22 protein-coding genes are annotated in these 23,744 nt (G+C 61.0%); 21 read left to right on the top strand and 1 reads right to left on the bottom strand.

All coding sequences use genetic code 11. The features are described from left to right. Positions 1-3 precede the first annotated feature (3 nt). From ACSQ36_RS16555 to pyrF, 17 genes are all read left to right on the top strand, one after another. On the top strand, positions 4-2,088 hold the full coding sequence (locus ACSQ36_RS16555; protein ID WP_436182726.1) for a ribonuclease catalytic domain-containing protein: 2,085 nt from the start codon (positions 4-6) through the stop codon (positions 2,086-2,088). Next, positions 2,085-2,945, top strand: a complete 861-nt coding sequence (aroE, locus tag ACSQ36_RS16550) for a shikimate dehydrogenase (RefSeq protein ID WP_436182725.1) — start codon at positions 2,085-2,087, stop codon at positions 2,943-2,945. The genes ACSQ36_RS16555 and aroE overlap by 4 nt, the downstream gene beginning before the upstream one ends. A 59-nt stretch (positions 2,946-3,004) precedes the next feature. Next, on the top strand, positions 3,005-3,727 hold the full coding sequence (mtgA, locus tag ACSQ36_RS16545; RefSeq protein ID WP_213767180.1) for a monofunctional biosynthetic peptidoglycan transglycosylase: 723 nt from the start codon (positions 3,005-3,007) through the stop codon (positions 3,725-3,727). 292 nt (positions 3,728-4,019) lie between these two features. Further along, positions 4,020-4,343, top strand: a complete 324-nt coding sequence (locus tag ACSQ36_RS16540) for a helix-turn-helix domain-containing protein (protein WP_436182724.1) — start codon at positions 4,020-4,022, stop codon at positions 4,341-4,343. Further along, complete coding sequence (locus ACSQ36_RS16535) at positions 4,343-5,743, top strand: HipA domain-containing protein (RefSeq protein ID WP_436182723.1); 1,401 nt, start codon at positions 4,343-4,345, stop codon at positions 5,741-5,743. Before ACSQ36_RS16540 ends, ACSQ36_RS16535 begins: the two co-directional genes overlap by 1 nt. Before the next feature lie 9 nt (positions 5,744-5,752). After that, positions 5,753-5,980 carry a hypothetical protein gene (locus ACSQ36_RS16530; RefSeq protein ID WP_436182722.1) on the top strand — a complete coding sequence of 76 codons (228 nt, stop codon included), beginning with the start codon at positions 5,753-5,755 and terminating at the stop codon, positions 5,978-5,980. A 423-nt stretch (positions 5,981-6,403) separates the two neighbouring features. Beyond that, complete coding sequence (locus ACSQ36_RS16525) at positions 6,404-7,357, top strand: IclR family transcriptional regulator (protein WP_436183203.1); 954 nt, start codon at positions 6,404-6,406, stop codon at positions 7,355-7,357. Beyond that, complete coding sequence (locus ACSQ36_RS16520; RefSeq protein WP_436182721.1) at positions 7,354-8,382, top strand: 2-dehydro-3-deoxygalactonokinase; 1,029 nt, start codon at positions 7,354-7,356, stop codon at positions 8,380-8,382. The genes ACSQ36_RS16525 and ACSQ36_RS16520 overlap by 4 nt, the downstream gene beginning before the upstream one ends. Positions 8,383-8,392: 10 nt before the next feature. Continuing rightward, positions 8,393-9,070, top strand: a complete 678-nt coding sequence (locus ACSQ36_RS16515; protein ID WP_436182720.1) for a 2-dehydro-3-deoxy-6-phosphogalactonate aldolase — start codon at positions 8,393-8,395, stop codon at positions 9,068-9,070. Beyond that, positions 9,067-9,837: an SDR family oxidoreductase gene (locus tag ACSQ36_RS16510; RefSeq protein WP_436182719.1), complete on the top strand. Its 771-nt coding sequence runs from the start codon at positions 9,067-9,069 to the stop codon at positions 9,835-9,837. Before ACSQ36_RS16515 ends, ACSQ36_RS16510 begins: the two co-directional genes overlap by 4 nt. A gap of 122 nt (positions 9,838-9,959) precedes the next feature. Continuing rightward, on the top strand, positions 9,960-10,970 hold the full coding sequence (locus tag ACSQ36_RS16505; RefSeq protein WP_436182718.1) for an arabinose ABC transporter substrate-binding protein: 1,011 nt from the start codon (positions 9,960-9,962) through the stop codon (positions 10,968-10,970). A 91-nt stretch (positions 10,971-11,061) separates the two neighbouring features. Continuing rightward, positions 11,062-12,579: an L-arabinose ABC transporter ATP-binding protein AraG gene (gene araG / locus ACSQ36_RS16500; RefSeq protein ID WP_213767188.1), complete on the top strand. Its 1,518-nt coding sequence runs from the start codon at positions 11,062-11,064 to the stop codon at positions 12,577-12,579. Positions 12,580-12,606: 27 nt separating this feature from the next. Further along, the gene (gene araH, locus ACSQ36_RS16495) at positions 12,607-13,599 is read left to right on the top strand and encodes an L-arabinose ABC transporter permease AraH (RefSeq protein WP_213767189.1); all 993 of its coding nucleotides are present in this window, start codon (positions 12,607-12,609) and stop codon (positions 13,597-13,599) included. A gap of 31 nt (positions 13,600-13,630) precedes the next feature. After that, a complete protein-coding gene (locus ACSQ36_RS16490) occupies positions 13,631-14,422 on the top strand; it encodes an SDR family NAD(P)-dependent oxidoreductase (protein ID WP_436182717.1) in 792 nt (263 codons plus the stop codon). Then, positions 14,419-15,297 carry an SMP-30/gluconolactonase/LRE family protein gene (locus tag ACSQ36_RS16485; protein ID WP_436182716.1) on the top strand — a complete coding sequence of 293 codons (879 nt, stop codon included), beginning with the start codon at positions 14,419-14,421 and terminating at the stop codon, positions 15,295-15,297. The genes ACSQ36_RS16490 and ACSQ36_RS16485 overlap by 4 nt, the downstream gene beginning before the upstream one ends. Before the next feature lie 170 nt (positions 15,298-15,467). Beyond that, the gene (locus ACSQ36_RS16480; RefSeq protein ID WP_436182715.1) at positions 15,468-16,577 is read left to right on the top strand and encodes an aldose 1-epimerase; all 1,110 of its coding nucleotides are present in this window, start codon (positions 15,468-15,470) and stop codon (positions 16,575-16,577) included. A gap of 152 nt (positions 16,578-16,729) precedes the next feature. Continuing rightward, a complete protein-coding gene (gene pyrF / locus ACSQ36_RS16475; protein WP_436182714.1) occupies positions 16,730-17,545 on the top strand; it encodes an orotidine-5'-phosphate decarboxylase in 816 nt (271 codons plus the stop codon). Between the two features lie 285 nt (positions 17,546-17,830). Here pyrF and ACSQ36_RS16470 read toward each other — a convergent pair whose 3' ends face one another. Then, the gene (locus ACSQ36_RS16470; protein ID WP_436182713.1) at positions 17,831-18,421 is read right to left on the bottom strand and encodes a TetR/AcrR family transcriptional regulator; all 591 of its coding nucleotides are present in this window, start codon (positions 18,419-18,421) and stop codon (positions 17,831-17,833) included. A gap of 125 nt (positions 18,422-18,546) precedes the next feature. Here ACSQ36_RS16470 and ACSQ36_RS16465 point away from each other — a divergent pair, with 125 nt between their 5' ends. The 4 genes from ACSQ36_RS16465 (at position 18,547) to ACSQ36_RS16450 (ending at position 23,535) form a co-directional block, all read left to right on the top strand. Further along, positions 18,547-19,320 carry an SDR family oxidoreductase gene (locus ACSQ36_RS16465; RefSeq protein ID WP_436182712.1) on the top strand — a complete coding sequence of 258 codons (774 nt, stop codon included), beginning with the start codon at positions 18,547-18,549 and terminating at the stop codon, positions 19,318-19,320. 43 nt (positions 19,321-19,363) lie between these two features. Further along, on the top strand, positions 19,364-20,119 hold the full coding sequence (locus ACSQ36_RS16460; protein WP_436182711.1) for an SDR family NAD(P)-dependent oxidoreductase: 756 nt from the start codon (positions 19,364-19,366) through the stop codon (positions 20,117-20,119). A 566-nt stretch (positions 20,120-20,685) separates the two neighbouring features. Then, complete coding sequence (locus ACSQ36_RS16455; protein WP_436182710.1) at positions 20,686-22,152, top strand: ATP-binding domain-containing protein; 1,467 nt, start codon at positions 20,686-20,688, stop codon at positions 22,150-22,152. Between the two features lie 456 nt (positions 22,153-22,608). After that, positions 22,609-23,535, top strand: coding sequence for a hypothetical protein (locus ACSQ36_RS16450; RefSeq protein WP_436182709.1), 927 nt, complete (start codon positions 22,609-22,611; stop codon positions 23,533-23,535). Positions 23,536-23,744 lie beyond the last annotated feature (209 nt).

The raw sequence follows: 23,744 nt of genomic DNA, 5'->3' as shown, positions 1-23,744 counted from the left end.
TGAGTGAACGTTTTTTTTGAGGAATCAGGTAGTTTCAAGGCCGGCGCCGTTCTGTCCAAGCAGAACGATGCGTTTCAGGTCGAGTTGCCGGGTGGACGGCGCGCGAAAGTGCGCGCCAAAGACGTATTGATCGAATTCGAGAAACCGAACGCCGCCGATCTGATGCAGCAGGCCGATGCCATCGCGCAGGACATCGATCTCGACTTCCTGTGGGAGTGCGCGCCGGAAGAAGAATTTCCGTTCGCTGAACTGGGCGCGGATTATTTCGGCGATAAATTCGGCGCGACCGAGCGCGCCGCGCTCGTGCTGCGCATGCACGGTTCGCCGGTGTATTTCCGCCGCAAGGGGCGCGGGCAATATCAGCGCGCGCCGCAAGAGCAGTTGCAGATGGCGCTGGCCGGGCTGGAAAAGAAACGGCAGCTTGCCCTGGTACAAGCGGGCTACGAAGCGGAACTGATTGCTGGAAAACTGCCCGATGCGCTCGCCGGCAAGGCGATCGGCTTGCTGACGAAGCCGGACAAGAACTGTATCGAATATAAGGCGCTCGAAGCGGCTGCTGCCGCTCGCGGGATTTCGCAAGCGCGGCTGATGCTGGAAGTGGGTGGCATTCCGTCGGCGCGCGCGCTGCACGAAGCCCGTTTCCTGTCGGAATTTTTCCCGCACGGGACGGGCTTCGCGCCGGTTACCGTGCCGCCGCTTCCCGACGATCTGCCGGAAGCGGACGTGCAGGCGTTTTCCATCGATGACGTCACCACCACCGAAATCGACGACGCATTCTCCGTCGAGCATCTCGCCGATGGCCGTGTGCGCGTCGGTATTCACATCGCGGCGCCGTCGTTGGGAATCTCGCGCGGCGACATGATCGATGCGATCGCGCGCACCCGCTTGTCCACCGTGTACATGCCCGGCGACAAGATCACGATGCTGCCCGACAGCGTCGTGGAAGCGTTCACGCTGGCTGAAGGCGGATTGCGGCCGGCGTTGTCGCTGTACATCATCGTGAATCGGGAAACGCAGGAAATCGTCGCAACCGAAACGCGCGCCGAGCGCGTGTTCGTAAAGAGCAATCTTCGACACAACCATCTGGACGAACACGTCACCGAGGAATCGCTCGCGGCGGGAACGGGCGAGTATCCGCACAAGGACGATATCGCGGTGCTGTGGCCGCTCGCGCAGGCGCTGTTCGAAAAGCGTCAGGAAGCGCGCGCGGGGTATGGTTTGCGGCGCGAAGTGCAGCGCAATAACGACTTCAATTTCTATGTGGAAGGCGAGCACATCACGATTACGCCACGTCGACGCGGATCGCCGCTCGATCTGATCGTCGCCGAGCTGGCGATTCTCGCGAATTCATCGTGGGGCGCGTTTCTCAACGATCACAGCGTGCCGGGGATTTATCGGTCGCAGCGCGGATTCGGCGCGCCGGGTCCGAAGCGCACGCGCATGCAGACCACGCCCGCGCCGCACGAAGGGCTGGGCGTTGCGCAATACGCGTGGAGCACGTCGCCGTTGCGTCGTTACGTCGACCTGGTCAATCAATGGCAGTTGCTCGCGTGCGTGCGGCATGGCGTGACGGCAGCGCTGGTTGCGCCGTTCAAGCCAAAAGACGCCGATCTGTTTGCCGTCGTGCAGGGCTTCGATGATCAATATTCCGCATATGCCGACTATCAACGGCGCATGGAGTATTTCTGGTGCCTGCGCTGGTTGAAGCAGGAAAACAAGAAGCACGTGGCGGCGTCGGTGGTGAAGGACGATCTCGTGCGCCTCGATGAAATTCCGTTGATGCTGCATGTGCCCGGCCTTGGCGTGCACGCGCGCGGGACGAAAGTGATGCTGGACGTCATGAGTCTCGATGAACTCACGGTCGAGGCGTCGTGCCGTTTGCTGCATGTGATCGATGCACCTGCTCCGGCGTCGGCGCAAGAGGCCGAGGCGCAGCAGGATGAGACGGAAGAAGAGCTGATTGAAGCGGAAGATTTGAGCGCGGAGAGCGAAGCTGAGGCGCAGGCGGAAGCGGTGCCCGAAGCGGAAGCCTCTACGGGCGAACCCGCTGGGGAAAGCACGCCCGACACGACGGAGCCTACGCGATGACATCGGGCGCCGTCACGCGGGACAAGTACGCGGTCATCGGCAATCCGGTTGCGCATAGCAAATCGCCGTGGATCCACGCGCGTTTTGCTGAGCAGACAGGCGAGGCGATCGAATATGGGCGCGTGCTTGGAACCATCGGCGCGTTCTCCGACGATGTCCGTGCGTTCGTCGAAGCCGGCGGTCGGGGAATGAACGTGACGGTGCCGTTCAAGCTCGACGCCCATGCTTTCGCCACTACGCTCACGCCGCGCGCAGCAGCGGCGGGTGCGGTGAACACGTTCGCGTTCAACGTCGATGGCGTGCTTGGCGACAACACCGACGGCGTTGGCCTTGTGCGCGATATCGAAGGGAATCTGGGCGTTGGTTTGAAAGGCGCGCGTGTCTTGCTGCTCGGCGCGGGCGGTGCTGCACGCGGTGTCGTGCTGCCCATGCTGGATGGCGGCGTGGCGGCGTTAACTATCGTGAACCGGACGGCATTGAAGGCGCAGCAACTCGTCGATCATTTCTCCGATGCCGCACACGCCGCGCATGTGCGTTTCTCCGGTGGTGGTGCGGATAGCGTGGAAGCGGGCCCCTACGATGTGATCGTCAACGCGACGGCCGGCAGTCTCGACGACTCTCTGCCCGATTGCGATAACGATTCGTTCGGCCCCGGCACGCTCGCCTACGACATGATGTACAGCGCCCAGCCGACCGTGTTCATGCGTCACGCCGACAGCCTCGGCGCGCGTTCGGCCGATGGCCTCGGGATGCTCGTCGAGCAAGCGGCGGAATCGTTTTTCCTGTGGCGCGGGGTGCGTCCCGACAGCGGCGCGGTGCTGCGTGCATTGCGGCTGGAGTTATCAGCGAAGGGTTAGTTCAGCGCGCGGATCAGCGCGGCGTTATGTTCCGATTCGTTCCAAACAGAAGAAGCACGATGACAAGAACAAAATCGCCCGTTCGTCTCGGGCCGGCTCGGTGGATTGTCTACGGCATCTCGGTCATGGCGATTGCCGCCATTGCCACGCAGGTCTATTTCTTCGCGATGGTCGGGATTTATACGTTCGTCAATCCTTCATCGACGGCGTTCATGCGCTCGGATGCGTGGCGGCTTGCACAAGACCGTCCCGATCTCGCCATTCAGCGCACCTGGGTTCCGTACGACCAGATTTCGCGCAACCTGAAGCGCGCGATCATTGCGTCCGAGGACGCGAACTTCGTCAACAACAACGGTTACGAAACCGACGCCATCCTGCAAGCCTGGGAGAAGAACAAGGCGCGCGGCAAGATTGTCGCGGGCGGCTCGACCATCTCGCAGCAACTGGCGCGCAACCTGTTTTTATCGCGAGAAAAGAGTTATGTGAGGAAGGCGCAGGAACTGGTCATCACGTCGATGCTCGAGCTCTGGATGGACAAGGAACGCATCTTCGAGATCTACCTGAATTCGGTGGAGTGGGGCAATGGCGTTTATGGCGCTGAAGCGGCGGCGCATTACTACTACAAGACGTCGGCGTCGAAGCTGAGCGCGTGGCAATCGGCGCGGCTCGCGGTGATGTTGCCGAGGCCGAAATACTTCGATGAACACAGAGGGTCGGCGTATTTGTCGCAGCGGGCAGGGGTGATTACGCGGCGCATGGGGGCGGCGGAATTGCCGCATTGAGGCGCAGCCGCTTCCAGAGGCTTCGGGAATTAACCACGATGGAGGCGAGCGTCTCGTCGCCATCCTCTATCCGCATCGGGCCAGTCGGCGGGCTCAAGCTGGCAATCGATCCAGGTGATCTGCAATAATTGTGCGGATATGGAAACTATGGGTTTTAAGGGATGTTGCTTTATCATGTTTACATATAACGCAACTATTTAGCCGACGTGGCTCAACGACCCATAATTTCCCTAAAGAGAAACTATCGGGTTAAACGCCCAAGCCACGCCCATTGTTTCCCTATGGCGCAACTATGGCTCGAACCCTGTCACCACGTAACCCCCACACCAACCCCCTTGCGCGCGACATGGGCGCGCTCGGTGCGCTTGTGCGCAATCGCCGGCTGGAGCAGTCGATGCGTATCGACGACGCAGCCGACTTGCTCGGCGTGTCCTCTAACGTGCTTTCCCGGCTTGAAAATGGCCATCCTGTCGGCTCCGACCGGCTATTGCGCGTGCTCGAAGGCCTCGGGCTGACCATGCTGGTGCTCACGAAGAGCGAGTCAGCTAACGCGCTGCGGGCTCTAGGCGTGGCGGCGAGTCATCCGAAGGCGCCGCTCTCGACGGGGCAATCCTGATGGCGCACGTGCTCAATGTTTCGACCCAGGACGGTTCGGTAGGGCTGCTCGGGTTCGAGTCGCAGCAGGACATCTACAGCTTTACGTACGACGAAACCTGGCAGGCCAGAGAAGCCGCTTTCGCGCTTTCGCCACACATCCCGCTATCGCGTGAGCAGCCGAAACTTGGCACGGTGCATCGCTTCCTCGCGAACCTGCTTCCCGAAGGGCGCGCGCTTGAGGTCGCCTCGGTCATGTACCAGATGTCGAAGGACAACACTTTCGGTCTGGTGCACATCCTGGGAAAAGAACCCGTCGGCGCATTGAGTTTTACGGCCACAGCGAAAAAGGCGGTCCCCGTTGAGGACGGCGTCGAACCCGTGGAAGCGGAGTACACGGCCGCCGAAGAGGAAGACGCGCCGTCCGTGCGCCGAATCGTGCCCAATGAAGAGCTGAGCGAGCGTATCCGTCGCCGCGATGAGATTCCCTTTCCGGTCTGGGACCGCAAGCTCCGGCTGTCAGTCGCGGGCTTCCAGGACAAACTGCAGGTGCTTGTCGAGGGAGAGTCGCTCTCGCTCGTAGACGGCGGACCCATCAGCTCGACGCACATCCTTAAGCCGGAGTCTCTCAATCCCGCATCCGCTTTCATGGTTGCGAACGAGCACTACTGCATGACGCTGGCCGCAAGCATCGGGCTGCCCACGGCGGCGGTGGAAATTCGCCGGATTCCGGAGCCGATACTGCTCATCAAGCGATTTGACCGTGAGGTAGAGCTTGATCCTGCCGACGATGTGACCGCGCTTCGGGTCCGTCGCACGCACGTCATTGACGGCTGCCAGGCGCTGGACCTGCCTGTAAGCCTCAAGTACGAGCGCAACTTCGGTAACGCTCAGGCCGTTCGCGACATCAGGGAGGGCGCGAGCTTCGAAAAGCTGTTCACGCTTGAGCCGCACCTTGAGAACCCTGCACATGCCCGTCAGATCATGCTGCGGTGGGCGTTGTTTCAGCTTTTCATCGGCAACAGTGACGCGCACGGCAAAAATCTGTCTTTTCATGTGCGTCCCGCCGGCCTGTCGCCCGCACCCTTTTACGATCTTGTGTCCGTCAATGTCTACGGAGACGCCGTCGAGCAGGACATGGCACTGGCTTACGGCGACGCATTCCGTCTGGAAGAGGTCACCGCGTTTGAACTCGCTTGCTTCGCCCAGTGTACGGGCACGCCCAGACCTCTGCTTGCACGCGAACTGACGCGCATGGCGCAGGCGATAACGCGCGTCGCGGGGGACCTGGCGCAATCCGAGGTGTACGTGGGCGAAGAACGGGCCCTTGTGGAACGCATCCATGATTTCGTGACCGTCCAGGTCGGCAAGCTGATACAACTGGCGCGAGAAGTGCCCAGGATCGACCGGTCGCTGCTGTAGAACAAAATAGTGGATCTCCAGTCCGTCTGTTCGTTGATGTTCGCGACGAACCCGCCGCTCGGCGGCGGCATTCGCGTGTATCGCGACGACCTATGCAAGCTCATTGACAACGCACTCGAAGCGCTGGGTCCAACCGTCGAGTACACGGCCCACAACGGTGACTCGCCCGACCGGGCGCTCGCGCTGATGATTCCAGCTAGACCGCCTGTACTTCGATCGGTTAGCCCGGGCGGATAACGGGTCCGAGCCGCCGTGTTCGGACCCGTACGCACGGTAGCGTGGGCGGGTCGGGCCGCGAGACCCCTCTGCTCAAAATCAATCCGATCTCCCAATATGTGAACACATCAATCACATATTGAATAATTGAGACACCCGGCTCTAAAATCCGATCACAGCCAAAACGGCAGTTACACGCGGCATCGGGGTTTTCCCGGAGACCGTGTGAAACGAAAAAAGCACTCGGAGACACGTCATGCCAACGTCAGCGACATCAGCGCAACCCGCGCGCTCGCATCTGCACTCGCCTTCATGCGTCTCGCACTCCTTATCGATGATTCCCCGCGCCGTATCCCGCGTGATGCTTCGCCGCGTGCCATCGGCCCGGTAACTCGCGTCGTGAACGAACGCTCAATCATTCTCAAGCCGCGAACATCGAGTGCCATGACCAAGACCCTGAACTCCACCGTCGAGCATGAATTGTCGATGGACCGCACGGCCGGCAAACCGGCAGCGCCCGAGGCAGATGCAGCGAACGAAGCGAACGACGCAACCGAGCCGAGCGAAGCGCAGGCATCGGCGGCTGCATTGCTCGACCTCACGCCGCAGCAAGCCGGCACGCAAACCCTGCTGCGCGGCCTCGCGATTCTCGAAGCCGCAGCAGGCGGCGCGCGCGATCTGCGCAGCATCGGCGCGGCGCTCGGCACCACCCGCAGCACGACGCATCGTCTGGTGAGCTCGCTGGTGCAGGCGCGCTATCTGCGCCAGGTCGGCGGTGGTTATCTGCTCGGCCCGAAGCTGATCGAACTCGGCACGATCGCGCTTGAACAAATGCCGCTCACCGCGGTAGCGCGTCCGCATTTGCAAGTGCTGGCCGAGCATACGCACGACACCATTCACCTCGGCGTGCGTGATGGCGACGACGTGCTTTATATCGACAAAATTCCCGGCACGCGCGGCCTCGAGATGCGCTCGCGCGTAGGGCACCGGATGCCGCTGGCATCGACGGGAATTGGCAAGGCGATGATGCTCGACCTGCCACCCGAGACGTGGTCGAAGCTGCTGGAAGCGTCGCATCGCGTGCTCGCGAAGGTGAGTTTCAAGCCCGACCATCAGCCCGATACCGATACCTTCGTGCAGCGCATGACGGGCTATTCGCAAGGCGGTTTCACCTTCGATCTCGAGGAGAACGAAGCATCGATCCGCTGCGTCGCGGCGCCGGTGCGCGACGCGTCGGGCGCGATTGTCGCGGCGCTGTCGGTGGCAAGCACGATTCCCTACATGCCGCCTGAGCGCATGGAAGAACTGATTCCGGTCGTACAGCGCGAAGCGCGCGCGATCTCGCAAGAACTCGGCTGGCGCGTTCCGCAGCCCGCAACACGCAGGATCAAACGATGACGCGGATCGACACATCGGCCGAGACGCAATCAGCCCGCGCTGAAGAGCCGCCGGCCCTGATCGCACTCGACTGGGGCACAACCGCGCTGCGCGCCTATCTGCTCGACGCACACGGCGCGGTGCTGGATACGCGGGCATCGTCGGCGGGCATCATGAATTTGCCGAAACCCGCAGCGCAAGGCGGTTTCGACGCCGTATTCGATGCAACCTGTGGCGCATGGCTCGCCAGCGGCGCGCCGCTGCCGGTGATCGCTGCGGGCATGGTCGGCAGCGCGCAAGGCTGGCTGGAAGCGCCGTACGTGTCCACACCCGCCGATCCGGCTGCGCTGGTCGCGGGCATCGTGCGCGTGAAAACGCTCAAGGGCATTACGGTTCACATCGTTCCGGGGGTGCTTGAAGACGGCGCGTTGCCCAACGTGATGCGCGGCGAAGAAACGCAGATCTTCGGGGCGCTCGCCAGCGACGCCACGCTGGACCAGGAACCGCACGGCGGCCTGATCGGCTTGCCGGGAACGCATGCCAAGTGGGCGGTTGTGTCGAAGGGACGGATCGAACGGTTCTACACCTTCATGACCGGTGAGACTTTCGGCGCGCTGCGCGATCACACCATCCTCGGGCGCACGATGCGCGCGACCGATCACCACGATCTGGGTGCGTTCATTCGCGGCGTCGATACCGCCAAGGACGCCGGCCACGCGGGTTTGCTCGCGACCATTTTCAGCACCCGGACGCTGGGACTGACGGGGCAACTGAAGCCCGAGCAACAAGCGGATTACCTGTCGGGCCTGTTGATCGGCCACGAATTACGCGGTCTCAATGAAGTGCTGGCGCGTGAGCAAGCGGATCTCGCGGGCAAGGCGTTAAGGCTGATCGGTAACGACGCGCTTTGCGAACGTTATCGCCACGCGCTCGCGCGCTTCGGTTGCCACGATGCGCAGACGGTCGCGCACGCGACCGAGCGCGGGTTGCATCGGATCGCGCTGCAGGCCGGCCTGATCCAGTCGACGGCGAGCGCATCTAATTAGGAGCAGGACCATGCAAATCGATATCAACCTCCCCGCGCCTTACGCGCCGCACGCTGGCCTGGCCGCTGCGTTCGGCCTGTGTCCGCTGATCGCGATCCTGCGCGGCGTGACGCCGGCGGACGCCGCTGACCACGGCCGCGCGTTGTACGAAGCGGGTTTCCGGATCGTGGAAGTGCCGCTGAATTCGCCGCAGCCATTCGACAGCATCGCAGCGATTCGCCGGGCGCTGCCCGCCGACGCCATCGTCGGAGCGGGTACGGTGCTGCATCCAGATTACGTCGCGCAAGTGAAAAACGCCGGCGGCGAACTGATCGTGATGCCGCACAGCGACGGCGATGTCGTGCGCGCCGCGAAAGCGCAAGGTCTCGCGTGTTCACCGGGCGTTGCGACGCCGAACGAAGCATTCATCGCGCTGAAGAACGGGGCGGACGTGTTGAAGATGTTCCCCGCCGAGCAGCTCGGCGTGCATGTGGTGAAGGCGTGGCGCGCGGTGATCGCAGCGCGTGTGCCGCTGGTGCCGGTCGGTGGAATTTCGCCGGACAACATGGGACCGTTCCTGAGCGCGGGCGCGAATGGCTTCGGTCTCGGCTCGGCGCTGTACAAGCCAGGTCAGAGCGCGGCGACGACGGCCTCGCACGCGAAGGCGTTCATCAATGGATTAGCCGTGGCGCGAGGCCAGAAGAAATGACCCGGCTCGCAGGCAAGGTCGCGGTCATCACCGGCGCCGGGCGTGGCATCGGCGCGGCGATTGCCAGCGCGTTCGTGCGCGAAGGCGCGGCGGTGGTGCTGGCGGAACTGGATATTGCGTTAGCGCGTGAAACGGCGGCGCGGATCGGATCGGCGGACAAGGTGCTCGCCGTACAAACAGACGTGACGCAAAGCGCATCGGTACAAAACGCCGTGAGCGAAGCAGAAGCGAAGTTCGGCCCGATCGATGTGCTGGTGAATAACGCGGGCATCAACGTGTTTTGCGATCCGCTGACCATGACCGACGACGACTGGCGCCGCTGTTTCGCCGTCGATCTCGACGGCGTCTGGAACGGTTGCCGCGCGGTCTTGCCGGGCATGGTTGAACGCGGGCGCGGCAGCATCGTGAATATTGCTTCTACGCACTCGTTCAAGATCATCCCGGGTTGTTTTCCGTATCCGGTGGCGAAGCACGGCGTGATCGGATTGACGCGGGCGCTGGGTATCGAATACGCGGGGCGGCAGGTGCGGGTGAACGCGATTGCGCCGGGTTACATCGAGACGCAACTCACGCACGACTGGTGGAACGAGCAGGCAGATCCGGCCAAAGCGAAACAGGCAACGCTCGATCTGCAACCGATGAAGCGCATCGGCCGGCCGGAGGAAGTGGCGATGACCGCCGTGTTCCTCGCGTCCGACGAAGCGCCGTTTATCAACGCGAGTTGCATTACGGTGGATGGCGGGCGCTCGGCGCTGTACCACGACTGAAGCCCTATGAATACGTAGAAAAGCAGCAAAGGATGACGCACTGGCCGCGGTGCGACGTCATGACAACAAGACGCGGCCAACACCTTCGTACCAACTAGACAGCTCAAGTCAGGAGACAGACCATGAAACGCAGAATGTTCCTCACACTGGTTGCAACGGCCACCGCAGCCAGCGCTACTTTGTTCACGGCACCGGTCGCGCAAGCCGCCGATGACGTCAAGATCGGCTTCCTGGTGAAGCAGCCGGAAGAACCCTGGTTCCAGGATGAGTGGAAGTTCGCCGAAATCGCGGCGAAGGAGAAGGGTTTTACGCTGGTGAAGATCGGCGCGCCGTCGGGTGAAAAGGTGATGAGCGCGATCGACAACCTCGCCGCGCAAAAGGCCCAGGGTTTCGTGATCTGCACACCTGACGTCAAGCTCGGACCGGGCATTGTCGCGAAGGCTAAAGCCGCCGGACTGAAGATGATGACGGTGGATGACCGCCTGGTCGACGGTTCGGGCAAGCCGATCGCCTCGGTGCCGTACATGGGCATCTCGGCTTACAACATCGGCAAGCAAGTGGGTGACGGCATTGCCGACGAGATCAAGAAGCGCGGCTGGAACATGGCTGAAACCGGCGCTATCGACGTGACCTATGAGCAACTGCCGACCGCGCACGACCGTACGAGCGGCGCTGCCGACGCATTGGTCGCAGCGGGCTTTCCGAAGGCGAACATCGTGATGGCGGCGCAAGCCAAGACCGACACGGAGAACGCGTTCAATGCCGCGAACATCGCGCTCACGAAGAATCCGCAGTTCAAGCACTGGGTAGCGTTCGGCCTGAACGACGAAGCCGTGCTCGGCGCGGTGCGCGCAGCGGAAGGCCGTGGTTTCAAGGCGGACAACATGATCGGCGTGGGGATCGGCGGCTCGGATTCGGCCTTGAGCGAGTTCAAGAAGCCGAACCCGACGGGCTTCTATGCGACCGTCATCATCAGCCCAAAGCGTCACGGCGAGGAAACGTCGTCACTCATGTACACGTGGATCAAGGACGGCAAGGAACCGCCGCTCGTGACGCTGACCACCGGCATGCTGGCGACGCGTGACAACGTGGGCGAAGTGCGCGAGAAGATGGGCCTGGCATCGGCCAAGTAAGCTCTTTTCGTATCAGGTATCGGTAGAGCAATACGGACCGTCGCGTTTCAAAATGAAGCGCGGCGGTCCGCATGAAACATAAGGAGGCGATGTGTCAGCGACGCTGCGTTTTGACAATATCGGTAAGGTTTTTCCAGGCGTGCGCGCGCTCGACGGCGTGTCGTTCGACGTCAACGCCGGCGAAGTGCACGGCCTGATGGGCGAGAACGGCGCGGGCAAATCGACTTTGCTGAAAGTGCTGGGCGGTGAATATCAGCCGGATTCCGGGCGTGTCCTGATCGATGGCAACGAGGTGAAGTTCACGAGCGCGGCTGTATCGATTGCGGCGGGTGTCGCGGTGATTCACCAGGAATTGCAGTACGTGCCCGATCTCACAGTCGCAGAAAACCTGCTGCTCGGTTCCTTGCCGAACACGCTGGGCTGGGTGCACAAGCGCGAAGCGAAAAAGCATGTGCGCGAACGGCTGCTGCAAATGGGGGTCGATCTCGATCCGAACGCGAAGCTCAAGAAGCTTTCCATCGCGCAACGGCAGATGGTGGAAATCTGCAAGGCGCTGATGCGTAACGCACGCGTAATTGCGCTCGATGAACCCACGTCGTCGCTGTCGCATCGCGAGACGGAAGTGCTGTTCAAGCTCGTGCGTGATTTGAAGGCGGACAACCGCGCGCTGATCTACATCTCGCACCGCATGGACGAGATTTACGAGCTGTGCAACACATGCACGATTTTCCGCGATGGCCGCAAGATCGCGTCGCATGCGAATCTGGCCGAGGTTCCGCGCGATATGCTCGTGCAGGAAATGGTCGGTCGCGAGATTGCCGATATCTACGATTACAAGCCACGTGCGCTCGGCGACGTGCGCTTCTCCGTCAGTAATATTGAAGGCCATGCGCTGCGTGAACCGACAAGTTTTGAAGTGCGCCGCGGCGAGATTGTCGGCTTCTTCGGGCTGGTGGGCGCGGGGCGCAGCGAACTGATGCACCTGGTCTATGGCGCGGACCGCAAGAAGGCCGGCACGATCATGCTCGATGGCGAGTCGATCAAGATCCGCAGCGCGGGCGAAGCGATCAAACACGGCATTGTGCTGTGTCCTGAGGACCGCAAGGAAGAAGGCATCGTGGCAATGGCTTCGGTGTCCGAGAACATCAACATTTCGTGCCGCCGGCATTATCTGCGCGCCGGGCTGTTCCTGGATCGCAAGAAAGAGGCAGCGACCGCCGAGCGTTTTATCCAGTTGCTGAAGATCAAGACGCCGAGCCGCAAGCAGAAAATCCGCTTTCTCTCCGGCGGCAACCAGCAGAAAACCATTCTGTCGCGCTGGCTCGCTGAGCCGGAACTGAAAGTCGTGATCCTCGATGAACCCACGCGCGGCATTGACGTGGGCGCGAAGCACGAGATCTATAACGTGATCTATCAACTGGCCGAACGCGGCTGCGCGATCGTGATGATTTCGTCTGAATTGCCGGAAGTGCTGGGGGTATCGGACAGGATCGTGGTGATGCGGCAAGGGCGCATTGCGGGCGAATTGCCGCGTGGAATAGCGAACGAACAATCAGTGCTCAATCTTGCGCTGCCTGTGCAATCGGAACCGACTGCGAAGGCAGCCTGAAGCAAAAAAGTGGAGATGGAGGACATCATGGAAGTCAGGGAAAACATTACCAACACGCTGGTGCCAGCGAAAAACGACAAGCAGAAGTGGTGGCAACAGATCACCGAATACAGCCTGGTCGTGATCTTTATCGTGATGTTCATCACGATGTCGCTCTCGGTCGATCACTTCTTCTCTATCGAGAACATGCTTGGCCTGGCGTTGTCGATTTCGCAGATCGGCATGGTCGCGTGCACGATGATGTTCTGCCTCGCTTCGCGCGATTTCGACTTGTCGGTCGGGTCCACGGTGGCCTTCGCCGGCGTGCTCTGCGCGATGGTGCTGAACGCCACGGGCAACACGTTTATCGCGATCATCGCGGCGGTGGCGGCGGGTTCGGCTATCGGCTTTGTGAACGGCGCGGTGATTGCGTACTTGCGCATCAACGCGCTGATTACTACGCTGGCTACGATGGAAGTGGTGCGCGGGCTTGGGTTTATCGTGTCACATGGCCAGGCGGTGGGCGTGTCGTCGGACACGTTTATCGCGCTCGGCGGCCTGACCATGTTCGGCGTCTCGCTGCCGATCTGGGTCACGCTGGCGTGTTTCATCGTGTTCGGCGTGCTGCTGAATCAGACCGTGTACGGGCGTAATACGCTCGCGATTGGCGGCAACGCAGAAGCGTCACGTTTGGCGGGTATCAATGTGGAACGCACGCGCGTCTGGATCTTCCTGATCCAGGGCGCGGTGGCGGCACTCGCCGGGGTGATCCTGGCGTCGCGGATTACGTCGGGACAACCGAACGCCGCTGACGGTTTCGAGCTCAACGTGATTTCCGCGTGCGTGCTCGGCGGCGTGTCGCTGCTCGGTGGCCGCGCGACCATTTCGGGCGTGGTGATCGGCGTGCTGATCATGGGTACGGTCGAGAACGTGATGAACCTGATGAACATCGACGCGTTCTATCAGTACCTCGTGCGCGGCGCGATCCTGCTTGCCGCGGTGCTGCTCGACCAGTTGAAGAATCGTGGCTCACGCGACTAAATTCGGCGACTAATTGAGAGGTTAGGAAAAGATGGCCAGTTCAGTCGATAAAACCCTCGCCCGCTATCCGAGCCTTGCCGGTAAAGTGGTGCTGATTACCGGCGGCGCGACGGGCATTGGTGCGGCGTTCGTCGAGCATTTCTTCGATCAGGGCGCGAAGGTCGCGTTCTTCGATGTCGATACCAATGCCGGCGAAGCGCTCGCGGATCAGCTCGGTGCGGATCTGGCCGAGGGCCAATTCCGGCCGATGTTCCTGCGCGTGGACCTGACGAATATCGACGCGTTGCGACAAGGCATTGCCGATGTTCGCAGCACGCTGGGGCTTATCGGCGTGCTGGTGAACAACGCGGCGAACGACAAGCGCCACAAGATCGAGGACGTGACGCCCGAGTCGTACGACGCGGGAATCGCGGTGAATCTGCGCCATCAGTTTTTCGCGGCGCAGGCGGTGATCGACGATATGAAGCAGCTCGGCGGCGGGTCGATCGTGAATCTCGGCTCTATTAGCTGGATGCTTAAGCAAGGCGGTTTTCCGGTTTACGTGAGCGCGAAAGCGGCCGTGCAGGGTATGACGAATGGGCTCGCACGCGATCTGGGCCCGTTCAATATCCGGGTCAATACGCTCGTGCCGGGCTGGGTGATGACCGACAAACAACGTCGCTTATGGCTCGACGAAGCGGGCAAGCTTGCGATCAAGGAAGGCCAGTGTATTGATGCGGAATTGTTGCCCGTGCATCTTGCGCGTGCCGCGTTGTTCCTGGCGTCGGAGGACAGCAGCATGATGACCGCGCAAGAGGTCGTGATCGACGGAGGCTGGGCATGAAAGCCGATCTGTTGATCGACAGCCAATGCGCGCTGGGCGAAGGCGCGACGTGGTGCGCCGCGACCGGGCGTTTTTACTGGACCGATATTGAAGGCGAGCGTTTGTGGCGCTACGACCCGCGCGACGCCAGCCGCGTTTCGTTCGATATGCCGGAACGGCTTGCATGCTTCGCGTTATGCGCCGATGCTGACGTGCTGTTGCTCGGCCTGGCTTCCCGGCTGGCGTTTTTCGACTTGAAGACCGGCGCGATCGAAACGATCATGCCGGTGGAAGCCGATCTGCTGACGCGTATCAACGACGGCAAATGCGACCGCCAGGGCCGCTTCGTGTTCGGGACGAAACACGATGTGGCGAAGGCGGAGAAGATTGGCGGGTTTTATCGGCTGAACCTGGATTTGTCGCTTGAGCGTTTGCCGCTCGGCGAGTGCGCGATTTCGAACAGTATCGCGTTCAGTCCGGACGGATCGCGCATGTATTTCTGCGATTCCCCGGAGCGCGTGATTCGCGTGTGTGACTACGATTCGTTTGCGAACCAGCGCGTGTTTGTCGAACTGGCGGATGCGAGCGGCGAGCCGGATGGTTCCGCCGTCGATAGCGATCGCGGCTTGTGGAACGCGCAGTGGGGCGGCAGGCGCGTGGTGCGTTATGACGCCGATGGCCGCGAAACAGCGCGCATCGACGTGCCGACGGCGCAGCCAAGCTGCGTCGCGTTTGGCGGTCCACAACTCGACACGGTGTACATCACGAGTGCTCGGGTTGGATTGGATGCGGGCGCGTTGCAGGACGATCCGCACGCGGGCGCGGTTTTTATCGCGACGCCGTCGGCCAGGGGTATCGCCGAGCCGGTGTTTCGCGGGCATAGTCACGCGCAGTGAGCGCGTGAATGCGGCGGGCGTTTTACGCGTCGCGCAGCAAACCTGCGGTATCACGTTGCACGCACAACATGAGGCGGCGCGCACGACGCGTTGCCCGCAATTTCCCGGGCACGCTGGCGCTTCACGCCAGGACCACGGGATCGATCGCCTCTCGTTCGGAGACAGCCACCATGACCGTTGCCCGCCCAGCAGGAAGCTCCACGCCCCCACCGGCGTCGTCCCGTCCTGCCGCGAATACCCGCCGCTCGAAGCTTGTCGCCGCCACGGAGCCGCCAATTCGTCCGGGTCCCGCCACGTCGGTCGTCGCGATGGGCGGCGCGGGTGTCAACGGTTGCATCACGCTCGCCAACGCACAACTACGCCTCGATATCGCGCCGGCCCTCGGCGGCGGCATCACGCGCTTCGACTGGCGCAGCGACGGAGCGCTCGTGCCGATCTTCCGGCCGTGCCTCGCGCCGAGTGCGGCTACGGATCCTAATGAGCTCGCGTGTTATCCGCTGCTGCCGTATTCGAATCGCATCGGCGGCGGACGGTTTCAGTTTCTCGGCCGCGGTGTCGATGTGCCGTGCAACCGGCCCGGCGAGCCGCTGCCCTTGCATGGCGACGGCTGGCTCGGCGCGTGGGACGTGGCGTCCGAGAGTTCGACACACGTGCGGCTTACGCTCGATCGACGCAATGGTGCGCCGTATTCGTATCTGGCGAGCCAGTCGTTCATGCTCGAAGCGTCGACGCTGGTGGTGACGCTTTTTATCGAAAATACAGGGCGCGATGCGTTGCCGTTCGGGCTTGGATTGCATCCGTTCCTCACGCGTGAAGCCGATACCGAGTTGTCTGCTGCGGCCGACGGCTTGTGGCTTTGCGGCGACGATTTCCTGCCGATCCGGCACGTTCCGGCCCCGCCCGCATGGCAATTCGGCGTGGCTTATCCCATGCCCGCCGCGATGGTGAACAACGCCTTCACAGGATGGAGCGGGCGTACGAGCGTAATGTGGCCGAAGCGGCGGTTGTCGCTGACCATTTGCGCCGATACCGATTACTACGTGCTCTACGCGCCGGCTGGCCAGAATTTCTTCTGCTTCGAACCCGTCGATCACCCGATCAATGCGGTGAATCTGCCCGGTGGCGGTGCCGCGCACGGCATGACGGTGCTGGCGCCGGGCGAAAGCCTGACGCGCGAGTTCAGCTTTACTGTTGAACGGTCCGGGGAAGCCGAGCGGCGTGGGCGGCCGAAGCAGCCCGCGGGGCAGAAGGCGCGTAAGACGGCGGTGGCGGCGCGGTGAGGCGTTAAGCGTTGGCCGCTCGACGTTAGCGTGTGGCGTTAGCGGTTCCCCGTTTGCTGTTCACGAGTTAGCGCTTAGCCACGTGCCAAGAAACGCCCCTGCGGCGCGTTAAAATGCGGGATCACTTATTTGCCCTCTCGCCCCGGATGCCCATGTCTTTCATCGAATCGCTCAATGCCGCGTGGTCGCGGACCCAATCGTTACTCTGTGTCGGGCTTGATCCGGAGCCTTCACGGTTTCCGGGCGCATTCAACGGGCGTGCCGATTCGATCTTCGATTTTTGCCGCGACATTGTTGACGCTACGGCGCCATTTGCCTGCTCATTCAAACCGCAGATTGCGTATTTTTCGGCGCATCGGGCGGAGGATCAGCTTGAGCGGTTGATCGCGCATATTCATGCTGAGCATCCGGGATTGCCCGTGATCCTGGACGCCAAACGCGGCGATATTGGCAGCACCGCCGAGCAATATGCAATCGAAGCGTTTGATCGATACAAAGCCGATGCGGTCACGGTTAATCCGTATATGGGATTTGATTCCGTTCAGCCGTATCTCGAGCATGAGGGGAAGGGCGTGATCGTCTTGTGCCGCACGTCCAATGCCGGCGGCTCGGATCTGCAGTTTCTTAACGTCGATCGAACGCCGCTTTATCAGATCGTGGCGCGGCTTGCGGCTGAGAAGTGGAATGCGAGCGGGCAGTTGGGGTTGGTGGTTGGGGCTACGTTTCCTAAGGAAATTGAAGTCGTGCGTTCTATCGTTGGCGATATGCCGCTTTTGATTCCGGGCATTGGCGCTCAAGGTGGTGATGTTGAAGCGACGGTTCGTGCTGGACGCGATTCTTCGGGCAAAGGTGGAATGCTGATTAATTCTTCGCGCGCGATTATCTACGCCAGTAAAGGCGAGGATTTTGCCGATGCTGCCAGAGAGGCCGCCAAGCGCACGCGGGATGCGATTAATGCGGTGGGTTGATGTTGCCGCACGCTGAACAGTGCCGGTTTCGAATCATCGCGACCGGCAGCTACCGACCCTAAACTGCCGCACATCACCGTGCGTCTGCAACGGCCGCTTTCAAGGTACAACACTCGCTGGTCCCGCGAAAGCCGGTGATTAAAAACAGCTGGGCAGCAGCTCGCCGCTACGGTATGTAACCACAGAGTGTTATGGGACATCAGTCAACAGAGGGGGCGATCGGTTGGTTGAAGCTTCCCGTTAAAAGGCCTCTGTCCATAGGGAACGCCGAAGTCCCGGTGGATGCTACCTGGACGCCGACGGCCATGTCTTGATAACGTACTCAATCAATCCTTCAAGTGCCTTCTTTGATGCGCCTCCTTTGGCTTGCACGGCCATGCCTTGTGAGATAGCCATTACAAATGAGGCCAGAGTTGCCCCATCGACTGAAGCGGGTAGTTCGCCTTCTCGTTGAGCACGTTCCAGGCGTTTACGGAGCGCCAATTGCGTTGCGGCACGGCGTCGGATGAGTTCACGGCGAATGGGTTCGGCATCGTCCGAGCAGGCGAGCGCACCGTTTATACCCAGGCAACCCGGATGCGCTGAGTCCATGGTATGGATGTCGGCGGAGCCTCGCAGAATACGCTCCACAACATTCAAGGACGTAGGCTCGCTCAGTGCTTCGCTCATGAAGCCCATGTACTTGGCGTCGTAGAGATCGAGCGCTTTGATGAAGAGTGCTTCCTTGTTGCCGAACGCCGAATAGAGGCCAGGGCGTGCCACGCCCGTGGCCTGGGTCAAATCTTCAAACGAAGCGCCCTCGTAGCCCTTCTGCCAGAAGACCGATAGCGCAGCTTCCAGCGCCTCGCCTTCGTCGAACTGTCTGTGACGCCCCATCTTTAAGCTCACACGGATGTTTTAGTAACGATCAGTATAAAACACTTGACACCCTTGGACCAATACAATACCGTTCGTTACTATAACGAACGGTATTTAATCTGTAAGATCAAGGAGCAAGTGTAGTGCTCAATGGGAACACAACCTTCTCGCTACGTGGGAAGTTCGCGCTTGTGACCGGCGGCGCACGCGGTCTCGGCCTCGAGATTGCCCAGCAGCTGGCAACGCTGGGCGCGCACGTCATCGTCGGCGCACGAGACACGGCGAAGGCCGAGGCGGTCGCCACCGAGTTGCGCGACCAGGGCCATGCAGTGTCCGCGCTCAAGCTCGACGTCACGAGCGATGAGGATCGGCAGGCGGCCTACGCCGCAATCGACAGAGCGCACGGCAGGCTCGACATTCTGATCAACAACGCCGGAATCCTGCTGGACAGCCCCGATGGCGGCACACGGGCTACGCGACAGCCGAGCGAGGCACTGCCTAACGTGGTGCGCGACACCTTTGAGGCGAACTTCTTTGCTCCCGTTTTTCTAACACAAACCCTGCTGCCGCTGATTCGGCGGTCGAGTGCTGGCCGGGTCGTGAACGTGTCGAGCATCAGAGGGTCGCTCGCACATCTATCCGATCCGTGCTCGCCGGTCTACCCGATCCGGGCTCTCGGCTATGACACATCCAAGGCCGCGCTCAACGCCTTCACTATTTTGATCGCCGCGGAACTGCGAGACACGCCGATCAAGATCAATGCGGTTCATCCCGGCTGGCTGCGAACCAGCATGGGTGGCGAACGGGCAAACATGAGCGCGGAGGACGGTGCGCACACCGTCGTGAAGTACGCCAGCCTCGGTGAAGACGGCCCCACCGGCGGCTTCTTCTTCCTCGATGAACGGCTGCCGTGGTGAACAAGAACCTCCCACCCTCCAATCAACAAAAAAGGAATCTGAAATGAGCAGGAAACTCGCTGGAAAAGTTGCCCTCGTCACGGGTGGATCGCGCGGCCTCGGTGCGGCGACCGCTGCCGCGCTGGCAGATCAGGGCGCGGACATCGCCATCAGCTATGTCGCTTCCGAGGAAAAGGCATTGGCCGTCATTGAAAGCATCAAAGCGAAGGGTGTGCGTGCCATTGCGATCAAGGCTGATCAGGGCGATCCGGCCGCTTCTGAACCGATGGTGCGTGAAGTGGTGTCGAAGCTCGGAAAGCTCGACATCCTGGTCAACAACGCTGCCGTTGCACTGCAAGGCAAAACCATCGACGACCCCGCCATCGACAACGCGGCGATGGATCGGCAATGGGCCATCAACACCCTCGGTGTGATCGCCAACATTCGTGCAGCCGCCAAGGTGCTGCCCGAAGGTGGTCGCATCATCTCCATCGGTTCGGGCCTCGGCACACGCATCGCATTTCCCGGCACCGCCGACTATGCCGCCACGAAGGCTGCGGTGGTCGGTTACTCCAAGGGAGCCGCGCGTGATCTCGGCGGTCGGAACATTACCGTCAACGTCGTCCAGGCCGGGATGATGGACACCGACATGGCTGCCGGATCGAAAGGCAAGCTGCCTCCGATCATCATGGAAAGCCATGCCATCCACCGCTTCGCCGAGTTGAGCGAGGTCGCTGCAGCCGTCGTCTTTCTGGCCGGGCCGGATGCCGGTTTTATCACAGGCTCCGTCATCGATGTGAACGGCGGCTTCACTGCCTGACCGGCACACGATCATCGAGACTGGGCCGGCCAGGAGATCGCACGCTGCAAATCTGCGCGTCCAGCCGACATTGACGTACGGCTGCGGTTTCCGGTCAATGTGATGGTGAACCAGGACCTGGTGCTGCGGCCAAAGCGCTTCATACCCTTGCCAGCGCACAGGGTAGTCTTAAATTCACAGCGCGGTGGGAAGGTCAAGGCGCTCCGCTCGCAAAAGTACTATCGGCTACCGATCTGATTGAACGACCGGTACGCGAGTGGCAGGAAGAAAGTTCTCGATAGTGGTGACCAGTTTGAATGAGGCTGCATTCATTAGAGCGCTAACTTATCGTCAATGGCCGCTGAGCGCTGATCAACCGCCGTTCGAATGGCTTAATGCCGACACGAGTGAATGCCTCTTCATGGCCGGATTGTGTCTCAGGTGATGACGCGTAAGCCTATCCAAGTAACGATCAGGACTTGGATTCGCCGTCGCACCACGGGCTCACAACTCGCCTGGCAAACGGTGACTTCTTCATCGGCGATTTTCCGGCACACTACGGGCATCCTCGCTCAGCCGTACATACCATGCCCCATTCGTTTAAGCCTACCGTCGAACAGCATGCAGTCGTAGATGCAGTTCTCGGTGGCGGCGACCTGAAAATCAAGGCGTATGCCGGCGCGGGAAAGACTTCGACGCTACGGCTGATCGCCGATCAGCTCGCGGGTAAGCGCGGCAGCTATCTTGCCTTCAACAAGGAAATCGCCCAGCACGCTCGCCGCGGCTTTCCGCCGAATGTCAGCGCGCGCACAGTGCATTCGCTCGCGTATGCATCCGTAGCTCCGGCCCTGACCGCGCGCGTGAACCTCCCGACCGAGCCCCCGCACGAATTGGCTGCTCGCTATGGGATCGGACCGATACAGGTGCCCACCATCACCGGCAAAACCGTCGAAATCACGCCGTTCGAAATCGGTCGCATGGTTGCCGACGGCCTGGGCAGGTTTTGCCGTTCGGCGGAGTTGCGGCCGGAGGCTTTCCACGTCCCTGTCGACGAAAAGGTTCATGAAGAGGCGGCCGACTGGCTGCGCGAATCGTTGCTTCCCTGCGTAGTGCGCCTGTGGCATGAAAGCACAGACCTACGTGGACGCCACGCTATTGCGCCGGACGTCTATTTAAAAGTCTGGGCGCAGACCGAACCGCGTATCGATGCAGATTTCATCCTATTCGACGAGTCCCAGGACAGCGATGGTGTCATGCTCTCGGTGCTTGGCCTTCAGCGCCATGCACAGATCATCTACGTCGGTGATCCCTATCAGCAAATCTACGAATGGCGCGGCGCCGTCAATGCAATGGCTCAGATCGATGCGCCCGAGCGTGCGCTGACCGAATCCTTTCGCTTCGGACCTACATTCGCGGCACTCGCGAGCCGTATTCTGTCTCTGCTGGGCGAGCGCACGCCCATTCGCGGCCAGGATGCCATCGGGTCGATCATGGTGGAGGATCCGAGTATCTCACCGCCGGTCGACGCCATTTTGTGCCGCAAGAATGTGACGGCGATTTGGCAATTAGCCGTGGGCATCGAAGCGGGGCACAAGCCGGCTATCCGCATGAGCCCGACCGAGATCGTAGCGTTCGCTGACGGCGCTGACCTGTTGCTGGCCGGCAAGCGAGCCTTCCGGCCAGCGGCGTTTTCCCTGTTTGAAACCTGGAAGGACGCTCAGTCGTTCGCCCAGAGCGCGGTCGGGCGCGACTTATTACCCATCGTGCGAATCGTCGACGAGTGTGGCACCGGCTATCTGCGGGAGCTGGCGCGACGCGTTACGCCCGAGGCAGACGCCGACTACGTGATCTCGACCGTGCACCGTGCCAAAGGGCTGCAATGGAAACGGGTGAAAGTAGCCAACGATTTCCGTTTCAAAACTGTCGACGGACGCCTGACGTTAGACGAGGACGAGATGCGCCTGCTGTACGTGGCCGTGACGCGCGCACAGCACGTGCTGGACATCTCCGAACTGCGCGAAGAGCTTTTGCGGTTGTTCAACTCGCATCGGTGAAAACACCGGCATGCTCCGCGCCAGCGTGGCGATCAATGCCGTCGTTCTTTGCTGCTGTTGGTCAGCGCCACTGCACATACCCGTAGTAATACTGCGGTCGAAACGGCCTCTACTTCGACCGCCCCAGGAAGCGGAAAACAAAGTACGGTAGCGACAGAACGACCGTCGCAGATCGACCCACAAGCGCCCTTCGGCCGGTCGTACGCTAATGGCGATTTCACAGATAACACCGGCCATTCGTATCTCGGCACCGTTTGCTCGGCGCTGAATGATCGCTGATATGGTAGTCCGCCCCTATTTTTTGTAGAACCCACTGAATAGCCGACCCCTGACCACGAGCACATCGCCCTTGTTTGCGTTTCGAATATGTATGTCAGGGCGACGACGCGGCGACTGCCTGTCTGTGGACAGCGGGGATAAGTCAAGGGGCCGAGACGATGCCACAATCGCGAAGCCATGGACCCGAAAAACGCCGGCAGAATAACCCTGGAGTGCCGCATGGGCGTCATTTACCTCGATCAAAACTACATCTCCAACGTTGCACCGCACAGGGATGGCGATCAAGCCGCTGCAGAGCGCGAACTTGCGCGGACGATTGCCGAACAAGGCGAGCATCGTTTTGCGGCGTCCGCGTGGCATGCCTACGAAACCGCGAAAGCCGATTGGGACACAACCCGCGAAGGAATCATCGCATACCTTGACTCCGTCCATCCGCTTTGGTGCGCCAACCCGCACTGGGTTGAATTACATGAGTTGATCGGGTACCTCGACGGGAAAATCGACCCGTTGCCGTACCGTGTTGACGCTCCACGACCGTTCTTGGACACGCCAGGACAAATGTGGGCGACTTTCAATGGACCGGAGCGAGACGCCTCGGTGTTCGTCGGGGAGACGTTTCGCGACGTGGTGGAAATGCTTCGGCAAAAGCCCCTTGTTGCCCCGTTGGACTACGCGCTCGCGTCTGGCCCGGAGGCCGCACAAGTCGCTCGGGACGCGCACAAGGCCGGTGACATCGAACGAGACGCGCCGTTGCTCGACGGTGCTTGGCTACACGGACTGCTTCCTGAACGTAACCCGGAGACCGGAATCTGGGTGGATAAGCGGCAGCGCGACGCGATTGTGACCACGTTGTTGGCAAACCTCGGCGATGTTTACTGGCATTGCCCGGCGTTGCACGCCGAGGATCAAATCTTTCGGTGGCGAGCTACTGGAAACAGCACGTTGCGACCTTCGGATGGGGTGGATATTCAGTTCCTTGTGATCGTCGCCGCTTACTGTGACGTACTCGTATCCAGCGACAAGACCCTTCGAAGGATGGCGAGCGACGTGATCAAGGCGATCGGGTCGAGATGCCGTGTGATTGAGTGCCTAAACGAGCTGTGACGCTTAGTTCCAGGATAAGGCCGAGGTCTGCGTGACGTTTGCTGACTCGTTACATGATTTTTTGATTGGCCAAGGTTGCCAAACAGTTAAATTGGATCGGCAAGGTTCATTTGGTTTGTCTAAAAGCGGCCTTTCACGGCATACCGATAAAGCGTACGAAGAACGTCTGTATCTTCGAGCGATAACGCGACCGACATGAGCCGCGCGTG

Source organism: Caballeronia sp. LjRoot34 (genome assembly GCF_964253815.1).
In the GTDB taxonomy this organism is placed as follows: Bacteria; Pseudomonadota; Gammaproteobacteria; order Burkholderiales; family Burkholderiaceae; genus Caballeronia.
Note: the sequence above shows the minus strand (reverse complement) of the source record. Positions and strands in the feature narration are given on the sequence as shown.

Bases quoted from the DNA above. Each gene is read 5' to 3' on its own strand.
- aroE (WP_436182725.1), top strand. From the start codon at position 2,085: ATGACATCGGGCGCCGTCACGCGGGACAAGTACGCGGTCATCGGCAAT.
- mtgA (WP_213767180.1), top strand. From the start codon at position 3,005: ATGACAAGAACAAAATCGCCCGTTCGTCTCGGGCCGGCTCGGTGGATT.
- ACSQ36_RS16540 (WP_436182724.1), top strand. From the start codon at position 4,020: ATGGCTCGAACCCTGTCACCACGTAACCCCCACACCAACCCCCTTGCG.
- ACSQ36_RS16535 (WP_436182723.1), top strand. From the start codon at position 4,343: ATGGCGCACGTGCTCAATGTTTCGACCCAGGACGGTTCGGTAGGGCTG.
- ACSQ36_RS16525 (WP_436183203.1), top strand. From the start codon at position 6,404: ATGACCAAGACCCTGAACTCCACCGTCGAGCATGAATTGTCGATGGAC.
- ACSQ36_RS16520 (WP_436182721.1), top strand. From the start codon at position 7,354: ATGACGCGGATCGACACATCGGCCGAGACGCAATCAGCCCGCGCTGAA.
- ACSQ36_RS16515 (WP_436182720.1), top strand. From the start codon at position 8,393: ATGCAAATCGATATCAACCTCCCCGCGCCTTACGCGCCGCACGCTGGC.
- ACSQ36_RS16510 (WP_436182719.1), top strand. From the start codon at position 9,067: ATGACCCGGCTCGCAGGCAAGGTCGCGGTCATCACCGGCGCCGGGCGT.
- ACSQ36_RS16505 (WP_436182718.1), top strand. From the start codon at position 9,960: ATGAAACGCAGAATGTTCCTCACACTGGTTGCAACGGCCACCGCAGCC.
- araH (WP_213767189.1), top strand. From the start codon at position 12,607: ATGGAAGTCAGGGAAAACATTACCAACACGCTGGTGCCAGCGAAAAAC.
- ACSQ36_RS16490 (WP_436182717.1), top strand. From the start codon at position 13,631: ATGGCCAGTTCAGTCGATAAAACCCTCGCCCGCTATCCGAGCCTTGCC.
- ACSQ36_RS16485 (WP_436182716.1), top strand. From the start codon at position 14,419: ATGAAAGCCGATCTGTTGATCGACAGCCAATGCGCGCTGGGCGAAGGC.
- ACSQ36_RS16480 (WP_436182715.1), top strand. From the start codon at position 15,468: ATGACCGTTGCCCGCCCAGCAGGAAGCTCCACGCCCCCACCGGCGTCG.
- pyrF (WP_436182714.1), top strand. From the start codon at position 16,730: ATGTCTTTCATCGAATCGCTCAATGCCGCGTGGTCGCGGACCCAATCG.
- ACSQ36_RS16470 (WP_436182713.1), bottom strand. From the start codon at position 18,421: ATGGGGCGTCACAGACAGTTCGACGAAGGCGAGGCGCTGGAAGCTGCG.
- ACSQ36_RS16460 (WP_436182711.1), top strand. From the start codon at position 19,364: ATGAGCAGGAAACTCGCTGGAAAAGTTGCCCTCGTCACGGGTGGATCG.
- ACSQ36_RS16455 (WP_436182710.1), top strand. From the start codon at position 20,686: ATGCCCCATTCGTTTAAGCCTACCGTCGAACAGCATGCAGTCGTAGAT.
- ACSQ36_RS16450 (WP_436182709.1), top strand. From the start codon at position 22,609: ATGGACCCGAAAAACGCCGGCAGAATAACCCTGGAGTGCCGCATGGGC.